The organism is Marinomonas ostreistagni (assembly GCF_016461785.1).
GTDB classification, from domain to species: domain Bacteria; phylum Pseudomonadota; class Gammaproteobacteria; order Pseudomonadales; family Marinomonadaceae; genus Marinomonas; species Marinomonas ostreistagni_A.
In genome coordinates, this window is sequence record NZ_JAEMUH010000012.1 from 56,322 (window position 1) to 75,685 (window position 19,364).

General features: G+C 48.4%; 17 protein-coding genes. 7 read left to right on the forward strand and 10 right to left on the reverse strand.

The window, feature by feature from the left end:
• Positions 1–67: 67 nt before the first annotated feature.
• Positions 68–1,345 (reverse strand): 4-aminobutyrate--2-oxoglutarate transaminase, encoded by a 1,278-nt coding sequence (gene gabT, locus JHD44_RS13005; RefSeq protein WP_199463210.1) that lies wholly within the window; start codon positions 1,343–1,345, stop codon positions 68–70.
• Between the two features lie 87 nt (positions 1,346–1,432).
• Positions 1,433–2,899 carry an NAD-dependent succinate-semialdehyde dehydrogenase gene (locus tag JHD44_RS13010; RefSeq protein WP_199463211.1) on the reverse strand — a complete coding sequence of 489 codons (1,467 nt, stop codon included), beginning with the start codon at positions 2,897–2,899 and terminating at the stop codon, positions 1,433–1,435.
• Between the two features lie 271 nt (positions 2,900–3,170).
• On the opposite strand from JHD44_RS13010, the gene JHD44_RS13015 reads away from it, so the two are divergent.
• Together JHD44_RS13015 and JHD44_RS13020 are read left to right on the forward strand one after the other, a co-directional pair.
• A complete protein-coding gene (locus tag JHD44_RS13015) occupies positions 3,171–3,845 on the forward strand; it encodes a GntR family transcriptional regulator (protein WP_199463212.1) in 675 nt (224 codons plus the stop codon).
• Between the two features lie 172 nt (positions 3,846–4,017).
• Positions 4,018–5,538 (forward strand): aldehyde dehydrogenase (NADP(+)), encoded by a 1,521-nt coding sequence (locus JHD44_RS13020; protein WP_199463213.1) that lies wholly within the window; start codon positions 4,018–4,020, stop codon positions 5,536–5,538.
• A 65-nt stretch (positions 5,539–5,603) separates the two neighbouring features.
• Here JHD44_RS13020 and JHD44_RS13025 read toward each other — a convergent pair whose 3' ends face one another.
• Positions 5,604–6,947: a PLP-dependent aminotransferase family protein gene (locus JHD44_RS13025; RefSeq protein WP_199463214.1), complete on the reverse strand. Its 1,344-nt coding sequence runs from the start codon at positions 6,945–6,947 to the stop codon at positions 5,604–5,606.
• A gap of 163 nt (positions 6,948–7,110) precedes the next feature.
• On the opposite strand from JHD44_RS13025, the gene JHD44_RS13030 reads away from it, so the two are divergent.
• Positions 7,111–7,983: an NAD(P)-dependent oxidoreductase gene (locus tag JHD44_RS13030; protein WP_199463215.1), complete on the forward strand. Its 873-nt coding sequence runs from the start codon at positions 7,111–7,113 to the stop codon at positions 7,981–7,983.
• A gap of 100 nt (positions 7,984–8,083) precedes the next feature.
• Here the strand turns inward: JHD44_RS13030 and JHD44_RS13035 are convergent, their stop codons facing one another.
• The 4 genes from JHD44_RS13035 to JHD44_RS13050 form a co-directional block, all read right to left on the reverse strand.
• Positions 8,084–9,100, reverse strand: a complete 1,017-nt coding sequence (locus tag JHD44_RS13035; protein WP_199463216.1) for an Ldh family oxidoreductase — start codon at positions 9,098–9,100, stop codon at positions 8,084–8,086.
• Positions 9,101–9,167: 67 nt separating this feature from the next.
• Positions 9,168–10,421, reverse strand: a complete 1,254-nt coding sequence (locus JHD44_RS13040; protein ID WP_325097101.1) for an NAD(P)/FAD-dependent oxidoreductase — start codon at positions 10,419–10,421, stop codon at positions 9,168–9,170.
• 51 nt (positions 10,422–10,472) lie between these two features.
• Positions 10,473–11,417, reverse strand: a complete 945-nt coding sequence (locus JHD44_RS13045) for a proline racemase family protein (protein ID WP_199463217.1) — start codon at positions 11,415–11,417, stop codon at positions 10,473–10,475.
• Positions 11,411–12,367: a dihydrodipicolinate synthase family protein gene (locus JHD44_RS13050; RefSeq protein WP_199463218.1), complete on the reverse strand. Its 957-nt coding sequence runs from the start codon at positions 12,365–12,367 to the stop codon at positions 11,411–11,413. Before JHD44_RS13050 ends, JHD44_RS13045 begins: the two co-directional genes overlap by 7 nt.
• A gap of 260 nt (positions 12,368–12,627) precedes the next feature.
• Here JHD44_RS13050 and JHD44_RS13055 point away from each other — a divergent pair, with 260 nt between their 5' ends.
• The 4 genes from JHD44_RS13055 (at position 12,628) to JHD44_RS13070 (ending at position 16,545) form a co-directional block, all read left to right on the forward strand.
• A complete protein-coding gene (locus JHD44_RS13055) occupies positions 12,628–13,230 on the forward strand; it encodes a TetR/AcrR family transcriptional regulator (RefSeq protein ID WP_199463219.1) in 603 nt (200 codons plus the stop codon).
• Positions 13,231–13,313: 83 nt separating this feature from the next.
• On the forward strand, positions 13,314–14,246 hold the full coding sequence (gene hemF, locus JHD44_RS13060; RefSeq protein ID WP_418903732.1) for an oxygen-dependent coproporphyrinogen oxidase: 933 nt from the start codon (positions 13,314–13,316) through the stop codon (positions 14,244–14,246).
• A 43-nt stretch (positions 14,247–14,289) separates the two neighbouring features.
• Positions 14,290–15,090 carry a shikimate dehydrogenase gene (aroE, locus tag JHD44_RS13065; protein WP_199463220.1) on the forward strand — a complete coding sequence of 267 codons (801 nt, stop codon included), beginning with the start codon at positions 14,290–14,292 and terminating at the stop codon, positions 15,088–15,090.
• Between the two features lie 294 nt (positions 15,091–15,384).
• Positions 15,385–16,545 carry a GNAT family N-acetyltransferase gene (locus JHD44_RS13070; protein WP_199463221.1) on the forward strand — a complete coding sequence of 387 codons (1,161 nt, stop codon included), beginning with the start codon at positions 15,385–15,387 and terminating at the stop codon, positions 16,543–16,545.
• Here the strand turns inward: JHD44_RS13070 and JHD44_RS13075 are convergent.
• From JHD44_RS13075 to hmpA, 3 genes are all read right to left on the reverse strand, one after another.
• Positions 16,542–17,231, reverse strand: a complete 690-nt coding sequence (locus tag JHD44_RS13075; protein WP_199463222.1) for a hypothetical protein — start codon at positions 17,229–17,231, stop codon at positions 16,542–16,544. The two genes, JHD44_RS13070 and JHD44_RS13075, sit on opposite strands and share 4 nt — an antisense overlap.
• A 3-nt stretch (positions 17,232–17,234) precedes the next feature.
• Complete coding sequence (locus JHD44_RS13080; RefSeq protein ID WP_199463223.1) at positions 17,235–17,765, reverse strand: hypothetical protein; 531 nt, start codon at positions 17,763–17,765, stop codon at positions 17,235–17,237.
• 313 nt (positions 17,766–18,078) lie between these two features.
• Entirely contained in the window at positions 18,079–19,269 is a 1,191-nt protein-coding gene (gene hmpA, locus JHD44_RS13085) for an NO-inducible flavohemoprotein (RefSeq protein WP_199463224.1), read from the reverse strand.
• Positions 19,270–19,364: the final 95 nt, after the last annotated feature.

The window sequence follows — 19,364 nt, forward strand, 5'->3', positions numbered from 1 at the left end:
AGACTTTCTGGAGGACTTGTCTTGTGAACGGAAGTCTTAGGTGGACTAGGCCGTTAAAACTGGAATCTTAAACAAGCTCTTTGAAGATGCGCTTGAAGATTTCCATACCTTCATCGATGATTTCCATTTCAATCGTCAATGCTGGTAGGAAGCGGATAACGTTACCGCGGATACCACAAGACAGTAGCACTAGACCGTTTTCTGCCGCTTTTGCAGATAGGTTTTTCGCTAGTTCTGGGTATGGCTTGCTTACGTCACCGTCGTGTACAAATTCAACCGCGATCATGGCACCAGCATTACGCACGTCGCCAATGATTTGTGGGTATTCAGCTTGCAGACCTTTTAGGTGCTCAACGAAACGCGCGCCAACTTGCTTAGCACGTTCGCATAGGTTTTCTTCTTCGATAACGTCGAATACTGCAAGACCTGCTGCACAACCTACTGGAGAACCACCGTAAGTACCGCCTAGACCACCAGGGATGGGTGCGTCCATGATCTCTGCTTTACCAACCACAGCTGCGATTGGGAAACCACCCGCGATACCTTTTGCTGCGGTCATAAGGTCAGCTTCGATACCAGCTTGCTCGTGGCAGAACATGGTACCGGTACGTGCGAAACCTGCTTGGATTTCGTCAGCGATCAATAGGATGCCGTGCTCGTCACATAGCTTACGTAGTTTCTGTAGGAAGCTTGCAGAAGCCATGTAGAAACCACCCTCACCTTGTACAGGCTCGATGATGATTGCCGCAACGCGAGATGGCTCGATGTCACAAGTGAAGCGCATTTGAAGGTCAGCAAGCGCTTGCTCTTCAGTGATACCTAGGTATTCATTTGGGTATGGCACGTGGAAAATGTCGCTTGGGAACGGACCAAAACCGATCTTGTAAGGGTTTACTTTACCCGTTAGACCCATAGTCATGTTCGTACGACCGTGGAAGCCACCGTTGAATGCGATGATACCTGGACGGCCAGTGTAAGCACGTGCGATTTTCACACAGTTCTCAACCGCTTCTGCACCTGTTGTGACGAAGATAGATTTCTTCGGCGTGTTACCAGGTGCCGCAGCGTTTAGTTTTTCCGCTAGTGCAACAGCAGACTCATAAGGGCTAACCATGACACAAGTGTGTGTGAAACGCTCAAGTTGTGCCTGTACAGCCGCTTTAACTTTTGGGTGGTTGTGGCCCGTGTTCACCACGGCAATACCTGCACCGAAGTCGATGTGACGGTTGCCTTCAACGTCCCAAATCTCAGCGTTCTGAGCACGGTCTACGTACACAGGAGCCATGTTACCTTGGCCACGTGCAATGGCGTTTACTTTGCGTTCTTGTAAGCTAGCGTTGTTCATTTGTCTTGTTCTCTCTACATTAGAAAGCAGACACATCTTGCCGTACAACTGGCCTTTAGATGTGTCTTCTGTTGCGAAAAAGTCGGCTTAGTTAATGCCGCCCATGCATAGATATTTCACTTCCACGTACTCGTCGATACCGTACTTGGAACCTTCACGGCCACTGCCAGACTCTTTCACACCACCAAATGGCGCAACTTCGCTGGAAATAATGCCTTCGTTAATACCGACCATGCCGTATTCCAAACCTTCAGAAACACGCCAGATACGACCGATATTTTGGGAATAGAAGTAAGATGCCAAACCAAATGGGGTATTGTTTGCCATCTCAACTGCTTCTTCTTCTGTGCTAAAGCGGAACAACGGAGCCACAGGACCAAAGATCTCACTAGAGAAGATCGTCATGTCTGGTGTCACACCCGTTAGGATCGTTGGCTCGAAGAATTGCTCGCCCGCTTGCTCTGCTTTCGCGCCACCAACCAATGCTTTCGCACCTTTGCTAACGGCATCGTTCACAAGCTCTTCAACCTTGTTAACCGCCGCTTTATTGATCAAAGGACCGATGTTTACGCCTTCAGTGAAACCGTTACCTGTTTTGAATTCGGCTACGCGCTTCGCCAGTTTCTCAGCAAAGGCATCGTAAACGCCGTCTTGTACAAGGATACGGTTCGCACAAACACATGTTTGGCCTGCGTTGCGGTATTTTGATGCGATAGCGCCTTCTACAGCGGCATCAAGGTCTGCGTCGTCGAATACGATGAATGGTGCGTTACCGCCCAGCTCCATTGACGTACGTTTAACCGTTTGTGCACACTGAGATAGCAACAATTTGCCCACTGGCGTTGAACCAGTGAAGCTCAATTTACGCACGATTGGGTTGCCGGTTAGGACGCCACCAATTGACTTTGCATCAGTACCTACCACGACGTTTAGAACACCTGCTGGGATGCCCGCTTGGTGCGCAAGTTCAGCCAGTGCAAGCGCACAAAGAGGTGTTTCTTCAGATGGCTTGATGACGATCGTACAGCCCGCAGCTAGCGCTGGACCTGCTTTACGAGTGATCATGGCAATTGGGAAGTTCCAAGGTGTGATCGCTGCAACAACGCCAACAGCTTGCTTAACCGTCAAAACGCGCTTGTCGTTTGCGAAAGTTGGGATCACATCTCCGTACAAACGGCGTGCTTCGTCAGCAAACCAGTCGATGAAAGACGCGCCGTACAGCACTTCGCCTTTCGCTTCAGCGAACGGTTTACCTTGCTCTAGAGTCATTAGCTTTGCTAGATCTTCTTGGTTATCAAGAATCAGCTGGTTCCACTTACGTAGAAGCGTTGCACGCTCTTTCGCCGTTTTGCCTTGCCAAGCTTTTTGTGCCGCATTCGCCGCTTCGACAGCACGAGTTGTTTCGTCCGCTGCGATATCAGCCACGTCAACAATGTGCTCACCTGTTGCAGGGTTGATCACCGCGAACGTTTTACCAGAATCAGCCGCTACCCACTCACCGTTTACGTACGATTGGTTTTTCAGTAGGTTTGGTTGAGCTAATGTTACTTGCATAATAACTCCAGACTCATAATGAGATGTCAGTGTTCGAACCTTTACAGTTCGTAATGGATTGATAGTAGGAGATCCACCTTGGTTGGAAAATGTGAAGCTATCAATGCTTTGTTTGGTGTTGTTCAAACTTTTACACAGAATCTTCAAGGTTGGAGTTATCTAATCTGTATTTTGATATACTGCCACGAATAATACTGTGCGATAGGTTGAGAGGGAGTAGCGGCCGGACAGCGTTATCGTATTGAGAGTTTAAATTAAGAGGTGAGTTAAGTTGGCCCAAAAGAGAGCTGTTGTTCGTCAAAGTTTACCCGATGTGATCGTTGCCGATTTGCGTAAACGTATTCTCTCTGGCGAGTTAGAAGAAGGCGCTCTGATTCGACAGGAATTACTTGCTGAAGAATACGATGTATCACGCATGCCCATTCGTGAAGCTCTAAAACGTTTGGATGCAGAAGGTCTATTGGTGTTCAAAAATAACCGCGGCGCTACAGTAACCAAACACACCCTCGAAGAAATCGCAGAAATCTTCGATGTTCGAACCCTACTTGAAGTGGACTTGTTTGCCCGTGCCATTCCAGCAATGACTGAAACACACTTCTCTGAATGTGAAGCCATACTTAAAGAAATGGATGATTCTTATAAAACGGGAAATGTCGCCGACTGGGGGCCATTAAATGCTGAGTATCATGGCAAATTGTACGAAGCGGCGGGCCGTCATTTAACAGAGCAGCTGTTAGAGCGTGTGACATTACAAGCAAACCGCTATGTGAGTATGCACATCGGTAAGCTTGATAAGCGCGATAATGCAAGTCATGACCACCATTCATTGCTCAAACTGGCTCGCCAAGGTGATATTTTGGGTGCTACTGCGTTACTACGTACGCATTTGGTGAATACTAAAAACCAAGTGATCGAACTGATCACGCAGACTCGCCAAAACGATTAACCCGCTTTATTAATTTCTTACAAATGAGCTTCTGAGACGGCCCGCGCTGAGAAGCTCTTCTCCTTTCGATTTACTTGCCACCTGTACTGTGTGAATAAGGCTTGTCAGGCATGGCAAAATAGTGAACAATTTAATTGGATACAAAATACATTAAAAATTGGAGTGAAAACTCATGTCGTTCACGCCCCATGGAAAACATCTAATCGCCGGCCAATGGGTCAGCTCAGCGCAACAATTTAACTCAACCCCAGCCAATGGAGACGCTTTCTCATTCTCTGTTGGGTCTGTTGACCTTGTCGGTCAGGCTGTACAAGCCGCTGAAAGTGCCTTTTACGAATACAGTGCCACGTCTAGAGCGCAACGTGCAGTATTTTTAAATACTATTGCCGATGAGATCGAAGCTCGTGCGGAAGCGGTGACTGAAATCGGTACATCGGAAACGGGGTTACCTGTGGCGCGACTAGAAGGTGAGCGTGGTCGAACCTGTGGTCAACTGAGATTGTTTGCGCAGCATATTCTTGATGGTGAGTACTTGGATCGTCGTCATGACCAAGCCTTGCCGGAGCGTCAGCCGTTACCGCGAGCGGACCTTCGTCTAATCCAGCGTCCGGTTGGCCCTGTTGCTGTATTCGGTGCCTCGAACTTTCCTCTTGCCTTTTCAACGGCGGGGGGGGATACCGCTTCTGCGTTGGCGGCGGGTTGTCCGGTCGTCGTAAAAGGACACCCTGCACACCCTGGGACAACAGAAATCATTGCCGAAGCGCTTCATGCTGCGGTGGAACGTTGTGCCATACCTGCTGGGGTGATCAGTGTGGTTCAAGACAGTGGTGAAAGTTTCGATGTCGGTAAGGCTCTCGTAGAGCATCCACTCATTAAAGCAGTTGGTTTTACCGGATCGCTGCGTGGTGGCCGTGCTTTATTTGATTTATGTGCCGCACGACCTGAACCAATTCCATTCTTTGGTGAGCTGGGCTCTGTTAACCCTATGTTTTTGTTCGAGAATGCCATCTCAAATCGAGGTGAAACTCTGGCCAAAGGCTGGGCGGGGTCATTAACCATGGGCGCGGGTCAGTTCTGTACCAATCCTGGTGTTGCGGTGTTGGTCAAAGGTGAGGCGGCGGATAAGTTTGTTACTACTGCAAAAGAGGCATTAGCATCTGTACCTGCTCAAACCATGCTGACTGACGGTATCGCCGACGCTTACCGTTCCGGTCAAAAGCGCATTGCCGCAAGCGCTGGTGTACGTGAAGTTCTGTCTACTAGTTGTGATTTGCGTGATGCAACGCCCTACTTGTATCAAACCACTGCAAAAGAATGGCTCGCAAATGAAGCCTTAGCGGAAGAAGTGTTTGGCCCATTGGGAATGATCGTAATCGCCGAAGACCAAGCAGAAATGCTGGCCATCGCGTCAAACTTAGAAGGGCAGCTCACCTGCACAGTGCATTTAGATGATGCCGACATTGATGCCGCAAAACGCTTTATGCCAATCCTAGAGCGTAAGGCTGGCCGTGTTCTGGCGAATGCGTTCCCGACAGGTGTAGAGGTGTGTGACAGCATGGTTCATGGCGGACCTTACCCTGCCTCTACTAACTTTGGAGCAACGTCTGTTGGTTCGATGGCGATTCGTCGCTTCCTTCGTCCTGTGTGTTTCCAAGATATTCCTGCGGCACTCTTACCGGAAGACTTAAAATAGGTCAGAGGTAAGTGCTTGATAAGGCGCCGTCATACTGTGACAGCGCCTTTTCCATCACTTAGACGTTAGATTGACGATTGATACTGATCTAACAGGGTCTTCAAATGCCGTAACCCTATTTCAAAGTGTGTTTGATCTGGGATCGACATGAGCGACAGCCGAATGCTTTGGCTGTAGCTTTCGTTGTAACAGAAGAAGCGCCCGTTACTCAGAAACATGCCTCGTTCTTTGGCAGTGTTCACAAACTCATCCGTATTGACGTGCTCTGGTAGCGTCAGCCAAATGTGAAAGCTGTTGTATTGGCTTTCTAGTCGCTCTCCCTCAAGAATAGTACGAGCAATGACTTGCCTTTGTTCAGCAATTTTCTTTTGATCTTTTGCCAACTCAAAGGCGACACCTGAGCTAATCAGTTGTGCGGCAACTTCGAAAGTCATCGGTGAAGCCAGCCATACCATAGAGCGGATATGAGCGGCCAACTTATCGACTTGGCTTTGTGGCGCTTTGACGAAACCAGTTCGCAACCCAGGACTAATCGCCTTTGATAAACTGCTGATATAGAAGCTTTTCTCAGGGATGAAATTCGTGATTGGAGCAATCACTTCGGTATTGAGAAAACTGTAAATGTCGTCTTCTACTAGCCATGTATGATGTCGTTGGATCACACTAGCAATGGCTTTACGTCGCTCCAGAGACAGCGTTCTAGTCGTTGGGTTTTGGTGTGATGGCACAATCACCACCAAGCTGGGTTGATGTTGCGCGCAGACAGCTTGTAAGTGACTAGGTGACATTCCTTGTTCGTCTAGTTCTACGCCAACCGCTGTGCGTCCAAGCATGTTGATGATCGATAAGATACCAGGGTAGGTTTGTGCTTCTACGGCAATACTGTCACCCGGCTTGGAATAAAGCTCAATCAGTGTCGATAACGCATGCTGTGCACCATTGGTTAGTAAGACATGTTCTGCTGAGCGGATTTGCAAACCACTGGATTGTTGTAACCACTTCATACCTGCTTGCTTATGGGCGCTGCAGCCCGTATTTTCAATGTAACCAAAGAGTTCTGGCTTTAATGCTTCGCGGAAGCATTGACTCATCGCATTGTGTATCTGCTCCATTGCGCTGCCCAAGCACGGTTGGAGAATCGAAAAATTCCATTCATCTTCGACCAGTTGCGACTGTATTGCCTGTTTCAGTGTCGAGCGGCTTTTGACAAAGCTACCACGGCCGACAAATGACTCGATATGTCCCTGCTCTGCAAGGTATGAGTAAGCCTTCGCGACGGTGACTGCGGTGGTGCTGTATTCTTCTGCGAGTGCCCGATGGGCAGGAAGTTTATGCCCTTCATGGTAGTGACCTATGTCAATTTGATGAATGATGGCATCTGCAATTTCCAGATACTTAGCCTTTGCCATAAAAGCTCCACAGAGTTAAAGATGAGTGTGATCATAATAAAGCAATGATGTGAACTAGGCTTTAGGTCGAGATAAAATTTTTCAAAAAACTAAATTGACATATGTCATTTAATTGAATTAACCTTTGTCATTATCAACGTGATATTTAGTAAAGGAGTCCACTATGAGCAAACAGCAGGTCGCATTTTTAGGATTAGGAGTGATGGGATTCCCCATGGCGGGCCACTTGGCAAAGGCTGGATACAATGTGACGGTTTATAATCGTACTTTCAGCAAAGCAGAACGTTGGACAGAAGAGTACAACGGTCATGCTGCTAAGACTCCTGCGGAAGCCGTCCATAATGCTGACATTGTCTGTATTTGTGTGGGCAATGATAATGATGTTCGAAGTGTCGTATTGGGCGACGATGGTGTTTTAGCCGGAGTAAAAGCTAATGCTATTGTCATCGACCATACGACGACCTCTGCAGTATTGGCAGAAGAGCTAGACAAAGCGTGTGAAACCGCAGGCGTTCATTTCATGGATGCACCTGTTTCGGGTGGACAGGCTGGTGCTGAAAACGGCGTATTGACAGCCATGTGTGGTGCTCAGGCAGCTGTTTTTGATACAGCGGCTCCAGTTATCAGCAGTTATGCGCAAAAAGTTGAGCGCATGGGGCCGGTTGGTCAAGGGCAGCGTTGTAAAATGGTTAACCAAATTTGCATTGCTGGGATTTTAAATGGCTTAAGCGAAGCCCTAGCGGTGGCTCAGAAAGCCGATTTGGATATCAGGAAAGTAGTGGATACATTGCAGCATGGCGCAGCAGGCTCGTGGCAAATGGTTAACCGCATGGAAACCATGGCCAAAGATGAGTTTGATTTTGGTTTTGCCATTGATTGGATGCGTAAAGACTTGGGGATTTGTTTGGATCAAGCGGCCCGTTATGGCCTTGATCTGAAAATGGTGAAAGAGGTGGATCAGCACTACGCTTCTTTACAACAAGAAGGCTTGGGTCGAATGGACACCTCTGTATTGGTTAAAGCCATCATTAAGTAAAAGAAAAGCGGTGTGGGATGTCCTACACCGCTTTTTGGTTGCCCCTTCCATTCCTACCTGTCGGAGCAACGAACCTGGTATCCTGCTTAAGTCGATGGATTTAAGCCTTGAGCGCGACTAAATCGTCGTAAAGCGCTTTGGGGATTTCCACTGCGTCACGTTCCGTGTTAAACGCCTGTGCGGCTTGGCGACGCTGAGAAGGTAGACGTGCCCCTTGGTCGATGACGTCCGCAAATAAGCGTTCCGCTCGGTCATTGTTTTCGGCCACTCGACCGCCACTCAATAAATATGGATCGAAGGCAAGGATGATTTCACCATGATAAGGTGCTTCTGGTTTGCCGCCAGCAGCTTCCATACTTTCTTTGCTGGTGAGGTCATCGATCAATGGGCCAGCCATCAATTCAATCATCAGTGAAAGCGCAGAGCCTTTATGGCCACCAAAGGTCAACATGGCACCGTCCATTGCAGCCTCGGCATCGGTGGTTGGTTGTCCGTCTTTATCTATTGCGACACCTTCTGGTAATGGCTTACCGGCGCGTCGATATAACTCAATTTCACCTCGTGCGAACTGACTGGTAGCAAAATCGAATGTAAACGGTGCTTTACCTTGGCGTGGCCAACTGAATGCAAACGGATTTGTACCCAATAAGCCGCGTGTGCCGCCAGCTGGAGCCACCCAAGCGTGACTTGGCAGCATGGCCATGCCGGCTAAGCCTGCTGCGGAGAGCATTTCCACTTCGGGCCAAAGCGCAGAAAAGTGGAAGCAGCGATTGATGGCCAGAGCTGCGACGCCGTTTTTCTTCGCTTTTTCAATCAACATAGGCATCGCGGCTTTCATTGCCAGTAATGAAATTGCGTCATTCGCGTCGGCTCGAACCACTGCGGGGCCAGCATCGGTAATGGTCGGTTCTGCTGTACCGCTGGCACGTCCGGAACGAATGCTTTCTATACACATAAATAAACGATACAAACCGTGGGAATGACAATCGCCAAGTTGGTTCGTGTAGATGATGTCGGTAATGGCTTGAGCATGAGCTTCATTGAAGCCATTGCTGGTTAGTACAGACTCACTTAGCTTGCGTACTTCCGCCAAGCTAAGGGTAATGTTCTCGCTCATGGAATCTCCGTCCGTCACAGGGTGTTGTTATAGGATTAAAGCATACTACGTATACTGGATACAAAGTTTACGAAAAGCGTTGTGCGGAGTACGCAGACATCGAAATACTGGGATTTTGTCCCATGGCTAAGTCGTAAACCAATTCTGCGGTGCCTGCTGCTTGAGTCAGGCCCAAATGCCCATGGCCAAAAGCATAGATAACCCTCGAACAGTCTTTGGCGAAGCCGATCACTGGCAAGCTGTCTGGCATTGAGGGACGAAAGCCCATCCATTGTTCGCCCTGCTCTGTTTTGAGCCCTGGCAAAAATTTCGCCGCTTTATCCAGTAGGACCTTAGAACGTTGGTAATTGGGCGAGAGAGAGAGTCCACCTAACTCCACTGCCCCACCAATACGGACACCGTCTCCTGCTTTGGTCACCACAAAGCCATGATTACTAAAGGTAATGTGGGTCTTCAGCTCAAAAGCACCCGCTGGCAAAGTTGTGTTGTACCCTCTTTCTGTATCAAGGGGCACATTGTCACCTAATTGCGAAGCGAGTTGCTTTGACCAAGCGCCCGCAGCGACCACCAGTTGATGTCCTTGGAAGCAGTGGCCTTCGGTAAATACCACTACGTGATCGGTTTGAGGTGCGATGGCGTTAACCTTATGACACTGGATCTCACCACCTTTCTCTTTAAAAGCGTTAGCAAGATGCTCGGTCCAAGTTTTTGGATGGACAACGTTTTTCCACTCTGGGGTAAAACCCGCATGAGTAAAGCGTGGATCAATGCCGGGTTGAATCTTGGCGATGGCTTCTGGGCTCTCGAGTAGCTCAAATTTGACACCATGAGCCTTGCGCGTTTGCCAGCTTGGCCAAGCGGCTTGAAACTCGGCTGCGCCTTCATATAGCTGTAGCTGGCCTTCTCTGCGAATGAGGTGTTCCCCATCAACCGCTTTAATTTGACGTTCTAAGGCGGCTTTTGACAGTTCCATCAAGTCGGCTTGGGCTTTGAGCGCCGCGGCATAACGGTCCTTCCAGCTAGCACGCCAAAAATGCAGCATCCAAGGTAAGATTTTAAAAGCATAGGCTGGGCGAATCGACAAAGGCCCAAGTGGGTCGAGTAACCATTTTGGGGCTTTGCGCATAATCCCCGGTGTCGCTAATGGAATGACATCGGCAAAGGCAAACGCACCTGCATTGCCTGCGGAGGTTTCAGCGGCGACACCTTTGCTGTCTAACACCAGAACTCGCTTGCCTTCTTGTTGTAATTTTAACGCACTACTAATGCCGATAATGCCGGCACCAATGACGATCACGTCATACATAGGAAAATCACTCACAGCCCACCTCAACGAGAAAAATCCGATATAAAAACGATTAACCGCGTGCCATCACACGGTTAATGTCACTCCATGGCGCAGTGGATCGGTGGGGTTCACGACCATTTTCGCCTCACGAGTAATAAACGCTTGGCCAGTGATGGAAGGGATAATACCGCCCACTTTGCTGCCTGGTTGGTAACATAAGGTGTAGCCACTGCCAATGGTGCTTTCTTGGTAAATTTCCTCGCCAGGCGCTAAACGGTTATCGGCCGCCAAACAGGACAAGCGCGCTGAACTACCCGTACCACAAGGCGAGCGGTCATAGGCATCATCTGGACACAATACGAAGTTACGGGTGTGACCCTTATCCGTTAACGCCGGTCCATAGAACACAATATGGTCAATAATGCCGCCATGTTCCCCTTCGATGCCGTTGGCATAGATGGTTTCACGAACTTTGATACCGACTTCTGTGAGGGTGCGGATATTGTTGGGCAGAACAGGGGTTGGACTGTCATCGACAATAAAGAACCAGTTGCCACCGTAGGCAATGTCCCCTACTACTTTTCCCACGCCTTCTACCTCCAGCTCGATGCCTTTCTTAAAGCGGTAACTTTCGATGTTTTGCACAGTAACGGTGTTTTTGTCGCTTAACGTGACTTCGACAATGCCTACTGGCGTCTCGATCTTGTGGGTGCCGACACCGATCTTGCCAATATGAGCTAGCGTTGCGGCTAGGCCAATGGTGCCGTGACCACACATACCAATAACGGCCGCGGCATCAAAGTAAATCACGCCGGTGACACAGCTCGGATCGGTAGGCTCTACCAATAGCGCGCCAACCATGGCTTCTTGTCCGTAGGGCTCTACTACTAAGGAACGGTAAAAATCCTTATGTTCTGTTGCAAGACGTTTCGCCCGATCAGACAAAGGCCCTGATCCAAGATCAGGGCCTCCTTCTAAAATAACTCGGGTCGGTTCACCTTCTGTATGGCTATCGACAACTGTTAGCATTCAGCGATCACTCCACCTTGTTTAGACCAATCGGCAAACCAAGCTTTGAACAGCGAGTACTGTTGCTCACAGTAGTGACGCTGAGCATCGTTCAGTTCATCCGTTTCGTTGAAGTGTAAGCGATACTCTTCTTCACCGTTTAGCACAAGTAGATATTTGAAGAACAACACCAATTCAGGGCCTTCGTCGAAGCTTGCTAATACGCTGAATGCTTCTTCTAATTCCTTCGCGCGAACACGAGCTTCAGCGTTGCCTTTTGCTGCTAGGCGAGAAAGATTTGCCAGTAGCAACACCTCTTTTGGTAATGCCGTACCGATACCCGTGATAGCACCCACCGCACCACAGTTAACGAAACCATGGAACACGGCCGTATCCACACCCACCATCAACAAGACTTCATCGTCTTTCGAGGTAATGTTTTCTGCTGCGTAACGCAAATCTGCGTCGCCACCAAATTCCTTGAAACCGATGAGGTTTGGATGCTCAGAACGAAGGCTGAAGAATAGGTCTGCGCGTGTTGCAAAGCCGTATACTGGGCTGTTGTAAATAATGGCTGGCACATCTGGCGCGGCGTCTAGGATCGCTTTGAAGTGATGACGTTGAGCTGCAATCACGGAACCGCGAGACAATACGCGAGGAATCACCATCAAGCCGGCTGCGCCTACTTTCTGAGCATGTGCAGCATGCGCCACGGCAGATTTCGTGTTGATCGCCCCTGTACCCACAACTACTGGAATGCCTGCTTTGACTAGACGCTCCACTCCTTCCATACGCTCTTCATCAGTCAATAGAGGCCAATCCCCCATGGAGCCGCAGTAAACAACGGCTGACATACCCGCAGCGATCATTTCATGACCTTTTTTAACCAATGCATCGTAATCTGGTGTGCGGTCTGCTTTGCAAGGTGTCATTAGAGCTGGCATTACGCCATTGAATACGTCTTTGTTCATGGAGGCATCCTCAAGGGAAAAGTAATTATGTATTTTGTATCCAAAATTACGCTTCAGTCATATCAGAGTCAATAATGTTGTCCGAAAAAATTAAAAATAGGCAAAGTTGAGTAACAAGGTCGTCTTTTAAATGGGGTATTTATCTGTAGGAAAGTCTGAAAAATTAATCATTTAGCCTAGAAAGTAGGATTATTTCTCTATCTTCTGATAGGGTTTTAATGGTTAAAAAATGATTAAGCACAGCATAAGGAGCGAGTGAAATGGATATGCAGTCCACCTTAGATGCCCCTACAAAACCAGAGAACCCGACAAGAGTTAAGATTCTGGATGTGGCCGAACAAGCGATCATTCAACATGGCTATAAGTCGATGAGCTTTCGCGATGTGGCAGCTGCGGTGGGGATCAAGAGTGCAAGTGTTCACTACCACTTTCCAACTAAAGGTGACCTGGCTGCTGCCGTGATGCGTCGTCATAGAGAAACCTTTGAACAAGGTTTAAAGCAGCCTAAGAAAAAACGACAAGCGGCGCAAAAAGCGCTCAATAAGTTTATTGATGCCATGGCAAAAGAAACGGTCAAGCAAGATGTCTTAGGTCTATCAACGGTTCTGACGGCAGAGAAAAGCTTGTTAGATAAAGCAACCAAAGCGGAGCTAATGGCTTTCTATGAACTAAAAATGGATTGGTTATCTACCGTGGTGTCGTACATGAAAAAAGACTGGATGCCGACCGAAGAAGCGCGCGCCTTCGCTAGCCAAATTCTTGCCAGCTTACATGGTGCGACAGTTGTGGCGTGCGCGACTGGGAAGGTTGAAGAGTTTGAATTAGCGGTTGCTCCTTGGCGTACCTTGGTGGATCGTATTTAAGCTTATTGCATTTCAGTCATTCTGTGTTGCCCGGTAAGAATGCTAGAATGCTGAGACTTTGTATGAACGGATTGGAGCCCAGTGTGAGTGTATTAACTGAGGATAAAATTGCTGCCGTCAAAACCTATTTGATGGGATTACAAGATCGAATCTGTCAGCGTCTTGAAGCGTTTGAGCCGGAGGCTCGCTTTCATGAAGACGCTTGGCAACGTGATAACGGTGGCATGGGGCGTACACGCGTGTTAGCGGGTGATGTGATCGAGAAAGGTGGGGTCAACTTCTCCCACGTCCGAGGCGACCGTTTGCCACCGTCTGCTACAGCAGATCGTCCAGAATTAGCTGGTGGCAGTTTTGAAGCCATGGGCGTTTCTTTAGTCATTCATCCGAATAACCCTTATGCCCCAACCTCTCACGCTAACGTGCGCTTGTTTGTGGTTCACAAAGAAGGTCTCGATCCCGTATGGTGGTTTGGCGGCGGCTTCGATCTGACACCATATTACGGTGACGATGCAGACTGTATCCAATGGCACCAGCAAGCCTTTGACTCTCTCGCACCATTTGGTGAGGAGTATTACGACCGCTTCAAAGCCTGGTGTGACGAGTATTTCTTCTTGAAACATCGCCAAGAGCATCGTGGCATCGGCGGGGTTTTCTTTGATGATTTCAATGAGTTACCGTTCGAAGAGAGCTTTGCCTTGATGCAAGCGGTCGGCAACGGCTACATCGAAGCTTACGAGCCAATCCTTGCTAAACACAAAGATACACCATTTGGTGAGCGCGAGCGTGACTTCCAATTGCACCGTCGCGGTCGTTACGTGGAGTTTAATCTGGTGTTTGACCGTGGTACCCACTTTGGTTTGCAAAGCGGCGCAGGACGAACAGAATCGATCCTGATGTCGTTGCCACCGGAAGTAAAATGGACATATGGTTATGAGCCTGAAGAAGGCAGCCCTGAGGCAGCGTTGACGGATTATTATCTCACCGGACGTGATTGGCTAAATCGCCACACAGCGTAAAGGGTTTTACTAAGTAATATTATTCTGAGTTAGAGGTTCTAAAGTGCAACAGCTTGCGGTTATTGGTAATCCAATCGAACACAGTAAATCCCCAGAAATCCATCATGCGTTTGCTGAGCAGCTGGGGCTGGCGGTGAACTATCGTAAAATCTTGGGCGATTTAGAAGGCTTTGAGCAGCAAGTGCGTGACTTCTTTGCCGACGGTGGGGTGGGCATGAACGTCACCGTTCCTTTCAAGCAGCGTGCCTTTGATATGTGCGAAAAGCTGAGCAAGCGCGCTGAGCAGGCCGGCGCCGTGAATACCCTGATGATGGGTAAAAATGGCGAACTCTACGGTGATAACACGGATGGCGCAGGTATGGTACGCGACATCGTCAAAGTGCTTGAACAACCACTGAAAGACAAACGCATTTTGGTAATCGGTGCCGGTGGGGCTGTGCGCGGCGTGTTAGGTCCAGTGATGGCACAAAACCCTGATGTCGTAGTGATTGCGAACCGAACGGTCGCGAAAGCCGAAGAACTGGCACAGCTTTTCAACTGCGACTTTTCAAGCTTTGATGACCTAAAAGGACCTTTCGATATTATTATCAATGGTTCTTCTGCCAGCCTTGGCGGCGAGCTTCCTCCTTTGCAAGATAGCCTCGTGAACGATAAAACTTGGGTCTACGACATGGTCTATGGCGCGGAACCAACCGTATTTATGCAGTGGGCCTTTGCTCGTGGTGCACAAGGTGCCGACGGTTTAGGAATGTTGGTTGGCCAAGCGGCGGAAGCCTTCTTTATGTGGCTGCACCAGCGCCCAGCTCAAGCACCAGTGATTGAAAAGCTTCGTGCTGAGATGTAAGGCAGTCGGCTGACTTTTAGATCACAAACTCTCTTTGTACTGACTGAACGGCACATCCATGTGCCCATCAGTCAGAGCCGTCATCCTGACGACTGTGCTCAGATGAGTTTATGATCTTATCTCAGCATTGCTTATAACACTGCTCGAACCAATAAAATGCTTTTTGGCTTAAGCAATCAATCGTAGAGCCGCCGTCAGGATGACGGCATCGGCTAATCAGCACAGGGATGTGCTGTTGAGCCGACTCGTAGATGATTGTTAAGACAGAGTGCAAAAGTCATTCTCGGAGGTACTATGAAAGCACAATGGTTCGCATCGGTAGCCGATATTGGCTACGAGCGCTGGCAACAAGCCATTGGCGAGACCTCATACCCTTTTGCGCAATATGCGTTTTACCAAGCTTTGGAAGAACATGCCTGTCTAGGCGATGGCACAGGGTGGTATCCAGAGTACTTATTGGTGATGGAAGACGATGACGCGCCATTAGCCATTGCCCCAACCTTCTTGAAAACCCATTCCCATGGGGAATTCGTGTTCGATTGGTCCTGGGCCGATGCTTATCAACGCTACGGTTATCAGTACTATCCTAAGCGTGTGTGGGCGGTGCCTTATTCTCCTGTGACGGGCCCACGCTTATTTACCCATCTTGATCCTACCGGGCATTCCGAAGAATACGTCGCTTTGTACGCAGCGTTGGCACCGGTGCTGACTCAAGCCAACCAAGAGCGAGAGTTTTCCAGCTGGCATTTGCTGTTTTGCCACGAGCACTTGGCCGAGCATCTAGGACAATCCGATGAGTATCTGCACCGTATTTCTTGCCAGTTCCATTGGTTTAACAAAGGTTATCAGTCCATGGAGGACTACTTTAGCCACTTCTCCAGCCGTAAGCGTAAAAGCGCCCGCAAAGAGCGTGACAAAATCGCTCAGCAGGGCCTTCGTTTAGAGCGCAAGCTTGGTCCTGAATTAACGCCTGAAGAAGTGCAATTCTTCTATATTTGCTATCAAAGCACCTATGCCAAACGCGGTCAGACGGGTTATTTAAGCGAAGCCTTCTTCCAACAACTGGTGAAAAGCATGGCCGAGCAGATCCTATTGGTGCTGGCGTATAAAGGCGATCAACCGGTAGGAGCTTCTTGGTGTTTCTTCGACGATCACTCACTTTACGGCCGATATTGGGGTTGTATCGAAGAATTTGACTGCCTGCACTTCGAAGCCTGCTACTACCAAGGCATCGAGTTCTGCATCGAAAAAGGGTTACAGCATTTTGATCCAGGCACTCAAGGGGAACACAAAATTGCCCGTGGCTTTGAACCTGTGTTTAGCCACAGCGTACACTATATCGACAACCCCGGCTTTCGTGATGCGATCGGCAATTTCTGCAAAGAAGAAGCCGAAGCCGTGCGTGAGTACCATCAAGATACCCACGAACTATTGCCGTTTAAAAAAAGTGTCTAACACTCGTGCTTTAACTCGTTCAGTCGCCTTTTGACAAAAGAGGTAAGCTCATTCTGAAGAAGAAGATTTTCCTCAGATGTACCTACTTCTATGAGGAAGTCCCCATCTGCGATATTGTAATCGCAAGAGGTGCCCGAAGAGCCTCCAGGTACTGCCTGCGAACTACTGCAATAACCTAGATAATAGTCATCCAGTTTATCTGGAATAGCTCTAGTGAGAAAAGGCTGTTGCGATAGCGTATGCCAAATGATGAAAGGAGGGGGGGAGCTAAATGAGCTTACTCTGTAAACGCCAAGCTCTTCATCATGCTCAATAGATGCTTCGCTGTAAGACTCAGAAAGTCTTAAAACATCTGCATGGTAATTTGGACTGGTGACACGCTCTTGCTCGAAACTATTGGACATCATCACATTGACTTTTAAATTCGCCTCAAACTCACCATTCTTCGCATTATAAGATTTGATAGCCTGTTTGACTTCGACAGCTGGGATAAAGAACTGGAAAGAGCCTCGATGAGGCTCATCGTCAAGTCCGATCATGGTAAAGAGCGATCCCTTCGTTAGATCCAAGGTGTCGTAATGGCTAGGAAGGCAAAATGTTTCGTAGCCAAGGTGTAACTCCTTTGCTACTAGTTGAGAGGTTGTGACAGATAGTATGGCGACACTACTCAGTATTGTGCGGATCATAAGTTAGTTTCCCTGCGTCGCGCCCACTTTAGGGCCTGTAAAGTCACAGGCACGGCACCAAATTGGACGATACAAGCTTGCAGGAAGATTAAAAAGCGTGCCGCCAAACAACCAAGAGCCATCTGAACCGAGTAAACTGGAACCAATACCATGTTTCAGAAATACGTCGTGGTGATATTGAGCGACTTGCTCTGGATTTAATAACCCAGGAACATTGCCACTGCACTTTTCATAATCTCTAGTGACCGCCTTACCATGCTCGATCATTAAATCCACGCCCAGCTGATTTAGCTTAATCGGATCATTGCTTAAGCCAGTTAGTAAGTTGGCTACTCTGCCATTTACACCGGAATTATTGAGGATGGGAAGCGCAACATCGGCGATAGGATCTCCAACTTGCTTACGTAGAGTCCAAAAGGTTTTACGGTCCGCTCGCAGAATGGCTTGCTCTTGCTCAGCAGTGATTCGTTGATCCTTGTATTCGAACAGCCGGTGGTTTTGTTCTGTGAGTGCAATATCACCATTTTTATCCATATAAGCATTCGATAATGCCCGTTAATCTAATTAACTCACCAGAGCTAATTTTTGCTCTATGGCATGAATAAACAAAATTTCCAACTGTAATTCCTTTTACTTAAACTGATCATTTAACAACCGAATATATTAGATGGGCAAGCCTAAGCGAGTGCTCTGGGGAGGTCAATTGTGTACGGGCGTCTTTACTATTTCTTTGTAAAACTTGAGATTAGATGAGAAGCGGATAAGAAATAGCCTTTCAAACTAGAAAGGCTATTAAAACGCAGTCCATTCCCGCGGGAACCGCGGTCCTACAGTAAGTTTTTTTGCTTTAAAAACTTTGATGTGGGCCAAAGACTTCGTAATGGATACGATCATCGCTGACACCAAGACCTAGCAGCTGCTCTTTGATAAACATCATAAAGCCTACTGGGCCACACAAGTAGAAATCACCCTCCGCCAATGGCAGGATTTCAGAGATCTGTCCTAGCTGCATTTGGCCCGCCAAGACACGCTCTGCGTTCTCTGGTGCGCCGTGTTCCAACCAAGTGTAGTGCGTGAGGTTCAGCGTCTCAGTCAAACCTGCCACATGCTCTGCAAACGAGTGTTGCTGTGGGTTACGGCAAGCGTGTAGGTAGAAAATTGAGTTCTGGCTACCTTGACTTAAGGTATCAAGCATGGCATTCATTGGAGTTAAACCAACGCCTGCGGAGATTAAAACCACTGGGCGCTGGCGTTCTTGGTAATGGAAGTCACCCGCTGGTGGCATGAGTTCTACTTCATCGCCCTCTTCGATGCTGTCGTGTAGGTAGTTGGAAACCACGCCATTTTTTACGTCTCCTAGCTCACGTTTGACGCTGATGCGGTAGCTTTGACCATTTGCAGCCGTAGAAAGACTGTACTGGCGGATCTCATCAAACTCATGGTTGTTCGGGTGAACCTTGATACCTAAGTACTGACCAGGCAGGAAGTCCACCACATTACCACCGTCAACGGGTACAAAAGTAAAGCTTGTGACCAATTCAGATTCAGTTTGCTTTTTGGCAACGCGGAATTTTCGGAAGCCCTCCCAGCCACCGTTTTTCGCAGCATTGGCTTTGTACAGGTCGCCTTCGATTTGGATAAATATATCAGCCAGTTGTTGGTAGGCCGCGCCCCATGCTTCTTCAATCGCTGGGGTGAAGGCGTCGCCTAGTAGCTCACGTAGGGTTTCAATCAGATGGTGGCCGACGATAGCGTATTGATCCGCTTGAATGTTAAAGCTGGTGTGTTTATGAGCAATGCGCATCACCGCGCCAGTGAGCACTTCTAGGTTATCGATATGAGTAGCGTAAGCGGCAATAGCATTAAATAGCGCGGCTGGCTGGCGGCCTGTGGCTTGGTGTGACATGTTGAACACGTCTTTTAGCTCAGGGTTATGGGTAAACATACGGTTGTAAAAGTGTTCAGTAATGGCGGTGCCAGCGGATGCTAGAACAGGAATGGTTGCCTTAACGGTATCGATATGAGTTTGAGAAAGCATTTAACGTCTCCACTGTAAGTAGGTGCTTCAAGGGCTCTAAACATGAGCTATTTGATTTACTTATAGCGAATTTAATGCCAAAAAATAAAACCTAT